Genomic DNA, 12,656 nt, shown 5'->3' with positions numbered 1-12,656 from the left:
ATGACTACGATGTGATGAGCCCTAATTCAACAGGCAGGTGATCATGGTGAAAGGTACAATAAAAGAAAAATACGGCATTCACATCAGGCAGCTTTCCATGTACCAGCACACATATCAATGCTTTCAGACGCCTAATTCATACTTTCTGATTATCCCCGTTTCCCAATTCTCAGATACAGAGCTGGCGGAGCTTTATTACATGAGTCAGTATTTACAAGAACAAAGTGACCCATACGTTTCGGTTTTTATCTTTACAAAAGAAGGTGAGCTGACATTTGAACATGAGGGAAAAACGTACGCTCTGCTGAAGGCGGCCCCCCCTTATTCAAACAGGGCGTTCTCCATTGGAGCGGAGCTTGCGGAATTTCACCGAAAAGGCCGAGGATATCCATATGAGGTGAAGGCAGCCGGAAGAATCGGCCAGTGGAAGGATCTGTGGGGAAAACGAATTGATCAGCTGGAAGCATTCTGGCAGAGAAAGGTTCAGACCCCTCCGCATGAGCCATTCGATAAAAAAATGATCGAATCATTTCCATATTATTTAGGACTGTCAGAAAACGCGATACAATATTTAGTGGACACTGAGCTGGATGACAAGCCCCAAGCCGCTGATTCAGGAACGATATGCCATCAGCGGATGGAAAGGCATACATGGTCACCGGAATCATTGATCAGGATTCCGGCGGATTGGGTGTTTGACCACGCTTCCCGTGATTTGGCTGAATATATGAGGCATACGTTTTTGCATCACAGACAAGATTTTAATCAGCAGGGCTTTCTCTTTTTACAGGAATACGAGCAAGTCACACCGCTGTCTTCATTTTCGAAACGCCTTTTATACAGCCGTCTGCTTTTCCCGCTTCATTATTTTGAAATCGTAGAAAGCTATTACATGTCATCAGAATCAGAAAAGCATTATTTTGAAGAACAGCTTGACTTCATTCTTAATGACTGTGGGCGTTATGAACAATTTCTCAATACAGCGCAGGAATTCATGAATATGCGGGCGCAGAAGCTGTTTGTTCCACGCGTCAGCTGGCTCGGCAAAGGCAGCTCAAGGTGAGGAGAAAATCTGACAAAAATAATTAGAAAATAAAGAATCTTGTCATATCAATGCGTTAAGCGTTTACATTCGCAAAATTCAGCCTAATGCTGTCTTGTCAAAACAGGAGCGGGCTTATATAATGTTTGTAACTTATATGTCTGTGTTGAGTTAACAATTGTCTTTTCCAAGAGGACAATCAAAAGAAAGGTGGAGTTTTTTTGAAAGCGATTCGTGTAGGGCTTTTAGGTTTAGGTACCGTCGGAAGCGGTGTCGTTAAAATTATTCAAGACCATCAGGATAAGCTTATGCATCAGGTCGGCTGTCCGGTTACGATAAAAAAAGTGCTTGTAAAAGATTTAGAGAAAAAGAGAGAAGTAGATTTGCCGAAGGAAGTGCTCACGACAGAAGTGTATGATGTCATTGATGATCCAGATGTTGATGTCGTCATCGAGGTGATCGGCGGCGTTGAACAGACAAAACAATATTTGGTCGACGCGCTGAGATCGAAAAAGCATGTTGTCACAGCAAACAAGGACTTAATGGCTGTGTACGGCTCCGAGCTGCTTGCTGAAGCGAAGGAAAATGGATGCGATATCTACTTTGAAGCCAGTGTTGCCGGCGGGATTCCGATTCTGCGCACATTAGAGGAAGGCCTCTCATCAGATCGAATTACAAAAATGATGGGAATTGTGAACGGCACAACAAACTTTATCTTAACCAAAATGATCAAAGAGAAAAGCCCATACGAGGAAGTGCTTAAGGAAGCGCAGGATCTCGGTTTTGCCGAAGCTGATCCGACTTCTGACGTGGAAGGGCTTGACGCCGCACGGAAAATGGCGATATTGGCGCGCCTCGGCTTCTCGATGAACGTGGATCTGGAAGACGTCAAAGTAAAGGGGATCTCCCAAATTACAGACGAGGACATCAGCTTCAGCAAACGCCTCGGCTATACAATGAAGCTGATCGGGATTGCCCAGCGTGACGGCAGCAAAATCGAGGTCAGCGTACAGCCGACACTGCTTCCTGACCACCATCCGCTTTCTGCTGTTCATAATGAGTTTAACGCTGTTTATGTATACGGCGAGGCTGTCGGTGAGACGATGTTCTACGGGCCGGGAGCCGGAAGCATGCCGACAGCGACATCCGTTGTTTCTGACCTCGTCGCTGTCATGAAAAATATGCGCCTCGGTGTAACCGGCAACAGCTTTGTCGGACCGCAATATGAGAAAAACATGAAATCGCCGTCTGACATTTATGCACAGCAGTTTTTAAGAATTCATGTAAAAGATGAGGTTGGTTCATTCTCGAAAATTACATCTGTGTTCTCAGAGCGGGGCGTGAGCTTTGAAAAAATCCTTCAGCTGCCAATTAAAGGCCATGATGAGTTAGCTGAAATCGTAATTGTCACACATCATACATCAGAAGCTGATTTCAGTGATATCCTGCAAAACCTAAATGATTTGGAAGTCGTTCAAGAAGTCAAAAGCACATATCGTGTAGAAGGGAACGGTTGGAGCTAATGTGGAAAGGACTTATCCATCAATATAAAGAATTTTTACCTGTAACAGATCAAACACCAGCGCTAACTTTACATGAAGGAAACACACCTCTTATTCACCTGCCGAAGCTGTCTGAGCAGCTCGGAATTGAGCTTCATGTCAAAACGGAAGGCGTCAATCCTACGGGATCATTTAAAGATCGCGGAATGGTTATGGCTGTGGCAAAGGCAAAAGAAGAAGGCAATGACACGATTATGTGCGCGTCAACAGGTAACACTTCCGCTGCTGCGGCAGCATATGCAGCCCGTGCTAACATGAAATGCATTGTCATCATCCCGAACGGAAAAATTGCATTTGGAAAACTCGCTCAAGCTGTCATGTACGGAGCCGAGATTATCGCAATTGACGGAAACTTTGACGATGCGCTTAAAATTGTCCGTTCCATCTGTGAGAAATCACCGATTGCCCTTGTCAACTCAGTCAACCCTTACCGCATTGAAGGCCAAAAAACTGCTGCCTTCGAAGTGTGCGAACAGCTGGGGGAAGCGCCTGATGTTTTAGCGATCCCGGTCGGAAATGCTGGAAACATCACTGCGTACTGGAAGGGCTTCAAGGAATATCATGAGAAAAACGGCACAGGCCTTCCGAAAATGCGCGGCTTTGAAGCTGAGGGTGCGGCGGCAATCGTGCGCAATGAAGTGATTGAAAATCCGGAAACAATAGCGACAGCCATTCGTATCGGAAACCCGGCAAGCTGGGACAAAGCTGTAAAGGCAGCCGAGGAATCCAATGGGAAAATTGACGAAGTCACTGATGATGAAATCCTTCACGCATATCAGCTGATCGCCCGTGTAGAAGGCGTGTTTGCAGAACCAGGTTCTTGCGCGTCTATCGCAGGAGTGCTGAAACAGGTGAAATCCGGAGAAATTCCGAAAGGCAGCAAGGTCGTAGCTGTGTTAACAGGAAACGGACTGAAAGATCCGAACACAGCGGTCGACATTTCAGAAATCAAGCCTGTCACATTGCCGACTGATGAAGACAGCATCCTTGAATATGTAAAAGGAGCGGCCCGTGTATGAACGAAGCCGACATGCTGTTCTCTGTCACTGTTCCCGGAAGCACAGCTAACCTAGGCCCCGGCTTTGATTCAGTCGGAATGGCGCTCAGCAGATATTTGAAGCTGACCGTCTTTGAAAGCGACAAATGGTCTTTTGAGGCTGAAACAGAAACAGTCGCCGGAATTCCGGCGGGTACAGATAACCTGATCTATCAAGTGGCTAAACGGACCGCAGATTTGTACGGAAAAGAAATGCCTCCTGTCCATGTGAAGGTGTGGAGCGACATCCCGCTTGCACGCGGCCTTGGCAGCAGCGCCGCAGCGATTGTAGCGGCCATTGAACTGGCTGATGAATTATGCGGCTTAAAGCTGTCTGAAGCGGACAAGCTGCATTTAGCGAGTCTAGAAGAAGGACACCCGGACAATGCTGGCGCTTCTCTCGTCGGCGGACTTGTGATCGGCCTGCATGAGGATGACGCGACCCAAATGATCCGCGTCCCGAATGCTGACATTGACGTAGTCGTTGTCATTCCTTTTTATGAAGTGCTGACAAGAGACGCGAGAGACGTGCTTCCGAAGGAGTTTCCATATGCCGATGCCGTAAAAGCAAGTGCTGTCAGCAATATCCTCATTGCTGCGATCATGTCCAAGGATTGGCCGCTTGTCGGGAAAATCATGAAGAAGGATATGTTCCATCAGCCGTACCGGGCGATGCTTGTGCCTGAGCTGTCAAAAGTAGAGCACGTCGCCGAGATGAAGGGCGCATATGGAACGGCTCTCAGCGGAGCAGGCCCAACGATTCTCGTCATGACCGAAAAAGGAAAGGGAGAAGAGCTAAAAGAACAGCTCGCGCTTCATTTCCCTCATTGTGAAGTAGACGCTTTGACCGTTCCGAAAGAGGGAAGTATAATAGAGCGAAATCCTTTATATCAAGTAAAAAGTGTATAGATCATGCCAAGCGTTCCTCAGCGTCAGCGGAGGGCGCTTTTTTTGCTGGAGATAAAGGAGTTTTTATTTAGAAAAACGAAATACATGTAAAAAGGAGGAGATGAATATGAAAAAGCTGATAACCGCAGACGACATCACAGCGATTGTCTCTGTGACCGATCCTCAATACGCCCCAGACGGTACCCGTGCCGCATATGTAAAATCACAAGTAAATCAAGAGAAAGATTCGTATACATCAAATATATGGATCTATGAAACGAAAACGGGCGGATCTGTTCCTTGGACACATGGAGAAAAGCGAAGCACCGACCCAAGATGGTCTCCGGACGGGCGCACGCTTGCCTTTATTTCTGATCGAGAAGGCGATGCGGCACAGCTTTATATCATGAGCACTGAAGGCGGAGAAGCAAGAAAACTGACTGATATCCCATATGGCGTGTCAAAGCCGCTATGGTCCCCGGACGGTGAATCGATTCTGGTCACTGTCAGTTTGGGAGAGGGGGAAAGCATTGATGACCGAGAAAAAACGGAGCAGGACAGCTATGAACCTGTTGAAGTGCAAAGCCTCTCCTACAAACGGGACGGCAAAGGGCTGACGAGAGGCGCGTATGCCCAGCTTGTGCTTGTCAGCGTAAAGTCGGGTGAGATGAAGGAGCTGACAAGTCACAAAGCTGATCATGGTGATCCTGCTTTTTCTCCTGACGGCAAATGGCTTGTTTTCTCAGCTAATTTAACTGAAACAGATGATGCCAGCAAGCCTCATGATGTTTACATAATGTCATTGGAGTCTGGAGATCTTAAGCAGGTTACACCTCATCGCGGCTCATTCGGATCTAGTTCATTTTCACCAGACGGAAGGTATCTTGCTTTGCTTGGAAATGAAAAGGAATATAAGAATGCAACGCTCTCAAAGGCGTGGCTCTATGATATCGAACAAGGCCGCCTCACATGTCTGACTGAGATGCTGGACGTTCATTTAGCGGATGCGCTGATTGGAGATTCATTGATCGGTGGTGCTGAACAGCGCCCGATTTGGACAAAGGACAGCCAAGGGTTTTATGTCATCGGCACAGATCAAGGCAGTACGGGCATCTATTATATTTCGATTGAAGGCCTTGTGTATCCAGTTCGCCTGGAAAAAGAGTACATCAATAGCTTTTCTCTTTCACCTGATGAACAGCACTTTATTGCCAGTGTGACAAAGCCGGACAGACCGAGTGAGCTTTACAGTATCCCGCTTGGACAGGAAGAGAAACAGCTGACTGGCGCGAATGACAAGTTTGTCAGTGAGCATATGATATCAATACCTGAAGAGATTCAATATGCTACAGAAGACGGCGTGACGGTGAACGGCTGGCTGATGAAGCCTGCACAAATGGAAGGTGAGACAACATATCCACTTATTCTCAACATACACGGCGGTCCGCATATGATGTACGGACATACATATTTTCATGAGTTTCAGGTGCTGGCGGCGAAAGGATACGCGGTCGTTTATATCAATCCGAGAGGAAGCCACGGCTACGGGCAGGAATTTGTGAATGCGGTCAGAGGGGATTATGGGGGAAAGGATTATGACGATGTGATGCAAGCTGTGGATGAGGCTATTAAGCGAGATCCGCATATTGATCCTAAGCGGCTCGGTGTCACGGGCGGAAGCTACGGAGGTTTTATGACCAACTGGATCGTCGGGCAGACGAACCGCTTTAAAGCTGCCGTCACCCAGCGCTCGATATCAAACTGGATCAGCTTTCACGGCGTCAGTGATATCGGCTATTTCTTTACAGACTGGCAGCTTGAGCATGACATGTTTGAGGACACAGAAAAGCTCTGGGACCGGTCTCCTTTAAAATACGCAGCAAACGTGGAGACACCGCTTTTGATACTGCATGGCGAGCGGGATGACCGATGCCCGATCGAGCAGGCGGAGCAGCTGTTTATCGCTCTGAAAAAAATGGGCAAGGAAACCAAGCTTGTCCGTTTTCCGAATGCATCGCACAATTTGTCACGCACCGGACACCCAAGACAGCGGATCAAGCGCCTGAATTATATCAGCTCATGGTTTGACCAATATCTCTAATAAAAAAAGCCAGGCTGATCAAATATCAGCCTGGCTGCTTTATTAAAAGACTTGTTCTACTTCAACGACACCCGGCACTTCTTCTAGAAGAGCGCGCTCAATTCCGGCTTTCAGCGTAATTGTTGAACTTGGGCAGCTGCCGCATGCGCCTAGAAGACGAAGCTTAACGATACCTTCATCTACGTCTACAAGCTCACAGTCACCGCCGTCACGAAGTAAAAACGGACGAAGTTTGTCCAGTACTTCCTGCACCTGTTCTTTCATTTCAACTTCAGTCATGACATTCGCTCCTTTCGTCGTCATAAAACCATTATATTCAGTGTAACAATAAAAATCTATTGTTTGGTTTGCAAAGTTGCTTTCCCTATTATAGCACATTCAGACTTCAACACAAAAACGGTTTTTTTCTATAAAAACGCCCTTTGGCTCTGTATACTTAAAAGAAAGGACTTACATAGGAGAAGGGGGCGTCTACAAGTGATGAAACCAGTCATTCTAAGCGTGTACGGGGCAGAAACCGTTTGTGCGAGCTGTGTCAATATGCCGACAGCCAAGGATACATACGAGTGGCTTGAGGCTGCGCTGAAAAGAAAATATCCAAATCAGCCTTTTGAGATGCAGTACATCGATATTCATGAGCCGCCTGACAATGAACATGCGAAAGAGCTTGCGGAAAAAATCAGAAATGACGAGTATTTTTATCCGCTTGTGCTCGTAGAAGACAAAATTGTCGGTGAAGGCAATCCAAAATTAAAAGACGTTTATGAGGAAATGGAGAAGCATGGGTATACAGAAAACCGCTGACTTGATCAGCGGTTCTTCTCTATCATTAACCGTTATGGTGTTTATACATCCACAGCAAGCCGGATTTCAGCATACGCGGAACACGGCCGATCAGCGGACGGTCAGCAACAAGCCCGAAGCCGGCTTTTTTTCCGAGTGAACCGAGGACGCCTTTCAGCTTAAACTGCGGCATTGATTCAGGCAGGGCTTCTCCATTCCAGCGTTTTTGCAAGATTTGGACAATCTGCTCTGCTTGAGCCTCTGCCAGCTGGGCGCTCGGTGCATGAGGAAGGCTGGCGCAATCACCGACAACGTACAGATGTTCATCACCTGGAAGATTGTGATGAGGCGTTAATACAATACGCCCTTGTGCGTCCTTCTCCACATCTAAGTCTCTGACGACTTTGTTTGGCTGGATGCCGGCTGTCCACACGATGGCGTCTGCAGAAATCGGATCATCGTGGTTATACACAACGCCTTCTTCTACTTTTGTGATATTTGCCCTGTTAATAATGCGGACACCGTGCTCTTCGAACCATTTTTGCACATATTTGCTTAAACGCTCGGGAAAGCTTGATAAAATGAGATTACCGCGGTCGAACAAAATAATGTTCAGGTCATCACGGCTTTCTCTCAATTCACTTGCAAGCTCAACGCCGCTTAAGCCCGCTCCGACAATGGCGACGGTGGCATTAGCGCTCAGATTATTCAGCTTTTGGTAGGTTTCGCGGGACTGATCGATGGTTTGAATACTGTAGGTGAATTCAGGCGCTCCCGGCACGTTGTGATATTTATCCTCACAGCCGAGCCCAATTACGGCGTCATCGTAAGAAATCGGTTCACGATCTTGGAACAGCACTTGTTTTTGTACAATATCAATTGATGTGATATCACCGTATTGGACATCCAGGCGAGGGTGCTCTGGGAATGACACTCTGATATGATGGTCAGAAATTGTGCCTGCGGCAAGGGCATAATATTCTGTTTTCAAGCAGTGATAAGGATTTCTGTCAATTAACGTGATTGAAACATCATCAGGCAGCTGGTTTGGCAATAAGCGATGAAGAACACGCATGTTCCCGTAACCTCCGCCGATCAAGACCAATTTTTTCATTTGAATTCCCCTTTAATCCGAAGAGTATGATAGATACATTGAAGAAAATACGAACTATGTAAAATAACATCTAGAATTATATCGAATTTGATCTAAAATCACAATAATAGTTTCAAAATAACCTACAATTTAGCCTGAAAACACAAATTAGTAAAACGTTATTTGAGAAATAATATGTTACGATAATAAATTTTGAATCATCCGTTGTCTTTGACGAATAGTGAAAAATTCGCGATAATGGACATATGTGAGGTGAAACCGCATGAATCCAATGATTGAATTTTGTGTCAGCAATCTGGCTCACGGCTCTCAGGAAGCCCGGGCGATTTTGGAGAAGGATCCCAACCTTGATGTCCTTGAATATGGCTGCTTAAGCTACTGCGGGACATGCATGGAATCGCTTTTCGCTCTGGTAAACGGAGAAGTCGTCATGGGTGAAACGCCTGCTGAGCTTGTTGAGAATATATATACCTTTATTGAAGAAAATCCAATGTTTTAAAGAAAAGGGCCTGGACAGGCCCTTTTTTATTTTGCCGTACAAAAGAACTAAAAAAATGTGTAGACATCAAAAAATATTATTGTTATCGTATAAAAGATATTTTTTTAAATAAAATTTAAGAGGTGTACGAGTATTCATGAATGTTCTGTGGGGGCTGCTGGGCGCAGTTGCGATCATTGCTATCGCGTTTTTATTTTCAGAAAAGAAAAGCAATATTAAGATAAGAACCGTCATCGTTGGTTTATGCACACAGGTGGCGTTTGGATACATCGTGTTGAAATGGGAAGCGGGACGCGCTGTTTTTTTATGGTTTTCAAGCCGTGTACAGCTTCTGATTGACTATGCGAATGAAGGCATCAGTTTTATTTTTGGACCGCTTCTAAAGGTCGGAGACAGTCCGGCATTTGCATTAAGTGTACTGCCCGTTATCATTTTCTTCTCAGCACTGATTGCAGTTTTATATCATTTGAAAATCATGCAGCTCGTTTTCCGTGTCATTGGCGGCGGATTGTCGAAGCTCCTTGGAACAAGCAAAACGGAATCTCTGGCGGCTGCTGCCAATATTTTTGTAGGACAATCAGAATCTCCGTTAGTGATCAAACCCCTGATTGCCGGGCTGACGCGCTCTGAGTTGTTTACGATTATGACGAGCGGTCTATCGGCAGTTGCGGGATCTACCTTGTTTGGGTACGCGCTTCTTGGTATTCCGATTGAATATTTGCTGGCGGCCAGCTTTATGGCTGCTCCAGCTGGACTAGTCTTTGGTAAATTGATTATACCCGAAACGGAAAAAACGCAAACCGTAAAAAGCGATTTCAAAATGGATGAAGGCGAAGGCGCAGCCAATGTCATTGACGCAGCTGCAAAGGGAGCGTCAACAGGACTGCAAATTGCGTTAAACGTTGGGGCGATGCTGCTTGCGTTTGTTGCGTTAATCGCTGTAGTAAACGGTATTCTCGGCGGGGCTTTCGGCTTGTTCGGTTTAAAAGGCGTAACATTAGAATCCATTCTCGGTTATGTGTTTTCTCCTATCGCCTTTTTGATTGGCGTGCCTTGGCATGAAGCATTGCAGGCGGGAAGCTATATCGGTCAGAAATTGGTGCTGAATGAGTTTGTCGCTTATTCTAACTTCGGTCCGCACATCGGCGAGTTTTCTAAGAAAACTGCTACCATTATCAGTTTCGCGTTATGCGGATTCGCCAATTTTTCATCAATTGCGATTATGCTTGGTACGCTGGGCGGATTAGCACCCAGCCGCCGTTCAGATATCGCGCGTCTCGGCCTGAAGGCTGTTCTTGCAGGAACATTAGCCAATCTGCTCAGCGCAGCCATTGCCGGCATGTTTATATAAACGATAAAAGCTCCTTGCGTCAGTGCAAGGAGCTTTTATGTATGAAAAACGGGGGATAATTGTATTGTGTCCGCTTATAATAGCTTTTATACTAAGAAAAAGAAAAAAAGTTGGAGGCACCTATGAACTCATTTCGATTTACCAAAATGCACGGCCTGGGAAACAGTTATATTTATGTGAATCAATTTGAAGAACAGCTTCCAGAAGAAAAACTGTCAGAGATTGCAATTCAGGTTTCTTCTGTTTATACAGGGATCGGATCCGACGGAATGATCCTGATATGCCCATCAGACCAAGCGCCTGTTAAAATGCGGATTTTTAATAATGACGGATCTGAAGGGAAAAATTGCGGCAACGGCCTGCGCTGCGTCGCAAAATACGCATATGAGCATAAGCTGGTTGAGGAAACATCTTTTCTGATTGAAACTCTCTCCGGGCTTGTGAAAGCGGAGGTTCAAGTCGAAAACGGAAAAGTGAATGTGGTCACTGTCGATATGGGCGAACCGCGCTTGACAAAATCCGAGCTTCCGATGCTTGACGGCGGGGAAGAGCACACAATCAATGAAACGATGGCATTTGGTGAAGTAGAACTAACAGGCACTGCCGTTTCAATGGGAAATCCGCATATCGTTTTTCCGATCGCAGACATTGAACAGGCACCCTTAACGACACTGGGGCCGGTGATTGAGAAAGATCCGAGATTTCCGGAAGGCATCAATGTGGAATTCGTTGAAACCGTGAATGAACAAGAATTGCATTTCCGCGTCTGGGAACGGGGATCAGGGATTACTCAGGCATGCGGGACAGGAGCATGTGCAGCGGCAGTCGCATCTGTATTAAACGGCGTATCAAAGCGAAATCAAGACATCACGGTGCATTTAGCAGGCGGGGATTTGGTGATAAACTGGAAAGATAACGGCCATGTAATGATGACAGGGCCGGCTGAAACCGTTTGTGAGGGTGTCTATTTCTTGTAAAACACCTTGTTTGAGAATTGGAACGATCATGTTTATAATAAAAGACAGCAACCGGTTTTTAAAAGGAGGTTCACAATGATGAGCAACCCGGTAACAATTACAGAAGCAGCAGCTTTGCATATAAAAGATATGATGAAAGAGCATGAAGAAGAAAACGCGTTTCTGCGTGTAGGCGTCAAAGGCGGCGGCTGCAGCGGACTTTCTTACGGCATGGGCTTTGAGCATGAAAAGAGTGAATCAGACAGTGTGTTTGATCAGCACGGCATCACTGTTCTAGTTGACAAAGAAAGCCTTGACATCATGAACGGCACCGTGATTGATTATAAACAATCCATGCTCGGCGGCGGCTTCACCATCGACAATCCAAACGCCATCGCTTCATGCGGCTGCGGTTCTTCGTTCAGAACAGCAACGAATGCAGGCAAGCCTGAAGAGTGCTAAGCACTAAAAACGGATAGCAACTATTACTGACGCTTTTCTTAGCGATAAATCATCGTTAAGGGAGGCGTTTTTATTATGGGGAAATGATGCAGAGAGTTCCGGGGACTTCGGCAAGAGAAACGCTGCTTTGTTGCTTGATTTTTGTTGTAAATACAGCAAAGTTACGCTATATTTAATGCGGGGTATATTTTATTGCATTTGCAACAAAATCACGATAGGGAGTTGATGATGAAGAAGATTTTTGGAATGGTAACAAGGTCAGTATCTGTTCCGTGTTTAAATATATTAAAAAAGGGACACAAGACAATTGAATTTTAAATAAAGGGGCTGAATCCGAACAATGAGTGTAAAAATGAAAAAATGCAGCCGGGAAGATTTACAAACACTTCAACAATTGAGTATTGAAACATTCAATGACACTTTTAAAGAACAGAACTCACCTGAAAATATGAAAGCCTATTTAGAAAGCGCATTTAACACTGAGCAGCTGGAAAAAGAGTTATCCAATATGTCTTCGCAATTCTTTTTTGTTTACTTTGATCATGAAATCGCTGGATATGTAAAGGTCAATATCGATGATGCTCAGTCTGAAGAAATGGGTGCTGAATCACTTGAAATCGAGAGAATTTATATAAAGAACAGCTTTCAAAAACATGGGCTTGGCAAACATCTGCTGAATAAAGCGATAGAAATTGCGCTGGAACGTAATAAAACGAACATTTGGCTAGGTGTGTGGGAAAAAAATGAAAATGCCATTGCCTTTTATAAGAAAATGGGGTTTGTTCAGACCGGCGCCCACTCTTTTTATATGGGTGATGAAGAGCAAACGGATTTAATCATGGCTAAAACACTCATATAATAT

At 45.4% G+C, this 12,656-nt stretch carries 13 protein-coding genes; 11 read left to right on the top strand and 2 right to left on the bottom strand.

Features of this window, described 5'->3' with window-relative positions; all coding sequences use genetic code 11:
- The first annotated feature begins 43 nt into the window (after nt 1-43).
- From cotNH to NST79_RS16800, 5 genes are all read left to right on the top strand, one after another.
- The gene (gene cotNH / locus NST79_RS16820; RefSeq protein WP_212060761.1) at nt 44-1,063 is read left to right on the top strand and encodes a spore coat putative kinase YutH; all 1,020 of its coding nucleotides are present in this window, start codon (nt 44-46) and stop codon (nt 1,061-1,063) included.
- Nucleotides 1,064-1,263: 200 nt separating this feature from the next.
- Nucleotides 1,264-2,565, top strand: coding sequence for a homoserine dehydrogenase (locus NST79_RS16815; protein WP_003228694.1), 1,302 nt, complete (start codon nt 1,264-1,266; stop codon nt 2,563-2,565).
- Nucleotides 2,565-3,623, top strand: a complete 1,059-nt coding sequence (gene thrC / locus NST79_RS16810; RefSeq protein ID WP_003228697.1) for a threonine synthase — start codon at nt 2,565-2,567, stop codon at nt 3,621-3,623. The genes NST79_RS16815 and thrC overlap by 1 nt, the downstream gene beginning before the upstream one ends.
- Nucleotides 3,620-4,549, top strand: coding sequence for a homoserine kinase (thrB, locus tag NST79_RS16805; RefSeq protein WP_017696732.1), 930 nt, complete (start codon nt 3,620-3,622; stop codon nt 4,547-4,549). Before thrC ends, thrB begins: the two co-directional genes overlap by 4 nt.
- 106 nt (nt 4,550-4,655) lie before the next feature.
- Nucleotides 4,656-6,629 carry a S9 family peptidase gene (locus tag NST79_RS16800; RefSeq protein WP_212060759.1) on the top strand — a complete coding sequence of 658 codons (1,974 nt, stop codon included), beginning with the start codon at nt 4,656-4,658 and terminating at the stop codon, nt 6,627-6,629.
- Nucleotides 6,630-6,671: 42 nt separating this feature from the next.
- Here the strand turns inward: NST79_RS16800 and NST79_RS16795 are convergent, their stop codons facing one another.
- Nucleotides 6,672-7,007: a NifU family protein gene (locus NST79_RS16795; protein ID WP_010886606.1), complete on the bottom strand. Its 336-nt coding sequence runs from the start codon at nt 7,005-7,007 to the stop codon at nt 6,672-6,674.
- Between the two features lie 99 nt (nt 7,008-7,106).
- Between NST79_RS16795 and NST79_RS16790 the strand changes: the two genes are divergently transcribed.
- On the top strand, nt 7,107-7,433 hold the full coding sequence (locus NST79_RS16790; RefSeq protein ID WP_015714646.1) for a YuzD family protein: 327 nt from the start codon (nt 7,107-7,109) through the stop codon (nt 7,431-7,433).
- Between the two features lie 25 nt (nt 7,434-7,458).
- Here NST79_RS16790 and NST79_RS16785 read toward each other — a convergent pair whose 3' ends face one another.
- Nucleotides 7,459-8,526, bottom strand: coding sequence for an NAD(P)/FAD-dependent oxidoreductase (locus NST79_RS16785; protein WP_003228707.1), 1,068 nt, complete (start codon nt 8,524-8,526; stop codon nt 7,459-7,461).
- Nucleotides 8,527-8,788: 262 nt separating this feature from the next.
- Between NST79_RS16785 and NST79_RS16780 the strand changes: the two genes are divergently transcribed.
- From NST79_RS16780 to paiA, 5 genes are all read left to right on the top strand, one after another.
- On the top strand, nt 8,789-9,025 hold the full coding sequence (locus NST79_RS16780; RefSeq protein ID WP_003222913.1) for a YuzB family protein: 237 nt from the start codon (nt 8,789-8,791) through the stop codon (nt 9,023-9,025).
- A 136-nt stretch (nt 9,026-9,161) separates the two neighbouring features.
- A complete protein-coding gene (locus NST79_RS16775) occupies nt 9,162-10,376 on the top strand; it encodes a NupC/NupG family nucleoside CNT transporter (RefSeq protein WP_003228710.1) in 1,215 nt (404 codons plus the stop codon).
- Between the two features lie 122 nt (nt 10,377-10,498).
- Complete coding sequence (dapF, locus tag NST79_RS16770; protein ID WP_003243745.1) at nt 10,499-11,353, top strand: diaminopimelate epimerase; 855 nt, start codon at nt 10,499-10,501, stop codon at nt 11,351-11,353.
- Between the two features lie 78 nt (nt 11,354-11,431).
- Nucleotides 11,432-11,794, top strand: a complete 363-nt coding sequence (locus NST79_RS16765) for an iron-sulfur cluster assembly accessory protein (RefSeq protein WP_003244166.1) — start codon at nt 11,432-11,434, stop codon at nt 11,792-11,794.
- Nucleotides 11,795-12,134: 340 nt separating this feature from the next.
- Nucleotides 12,135-12,653: a spermidine/spermine N(1)-acetyltransferase gene (gene paiA / locus NST79_RS16760; protein ID WP_038427892.1), complete on the top strand. Its 519-nt coding sequence runs from the start codon at nt 12,135-12,137 to the stop codon at nt 12,651-12,653.
- The last annotated feature ends 3 nt before the right edge of the window (nt 12,654-12,656 follow it).

The organism is Bacillus sp. PS196 (genome assembly GCF_037963555.1).
GTDB lineage: Bacteria > Bacillota > Bacilli > Bacillales > Bacillaceae > Bacillus > Bacillus subtilis.
Note: the sequence above shows the minus strand (reverse complement) of the source record. Positions and strands in the feature narration are given on the sequence as shown.

What these genes read in the sequence shown, in the direction of transcription:
- cotNH (WP_212060761.1), top strand. Translation starts at nt 44, where the DNA reads ATGGTGAAAGGTACAATAAAAGAAAAATACGGCATTCACATCAGGCAG.
- thrC (WP_003228697.1), top strand. Translation starts at nt 2,565, where the DNA reads ATGTGGAAAGGACTTATCCATCAATATAAAGAATTTTTACCTGTAACA.
- thrB (WP_017696732.1), top strand. Translation starts at nt 3,620, where the DNA reads ATGAACGAAGCCGACATGCTGTTCTCTGTCACTGTTCCCGGAAGCACA.
- NST79_RS16800 (WP_212060759.1), top strand. Translation starts at nt 4,656, where the DNA reads ATGAAAAAGCTGATAACCGCAGACGACATCACAGCGATTGTCTCTGTG.
- NST79_RS16795 (WP_010886606.1), bottom strand. Translation starts at nt 7,007, where the DNA reads ATGTGCTATAATAGGGAAAGCAACTTTGCAAACCAAACAATAGATTTT.
- NST79_RS16785 (WP_003228707.1), bottom strand. Translation starts at nt 8,526, where the DNA reads ATGAAAAAATTGGTCTTGATCGGCGGAGGTTACGGGAACATGCGTGTT.
- NST79_RS16780 (WP_003222913.1), top strand. Translation starts at nt 8,789, where the DNA reads ATGAATCCAATGATTGAATTTTGTGTCAGCAATCTGGCTCACGGCTCT.
- NST79_RS16775 (WP_003228710.1), top strand. Translation starts at nt 9,162, where the DNA reads ATGAATGTTCTGTGGGGGCTGCTGGGCGCAGTTGCGATCATTGCTATC.
- dapF (WP_003243745.1), top strand. Translation starts at nt 10,499, where the DNA reads ATGAACTCATTTCGATTTACCAAAATGCACGGCCTGGGAAACAGTTAT.
- NST79_RS16765 (WP_003244166.1), top strand. Translation starts at nt 11,432, where the DNA reads ATGAGCAACCCGGTAACAATTACAGAAGCAGCAGCTTTGCATATAAAA.
- paiA (WP_038427892.1), top strand. Translation starts at nt 12,135, where the DNA reads ATGAGTGTAAAAATGAAAAAATGCAGCCGGGAAGATTTACAAACACTT.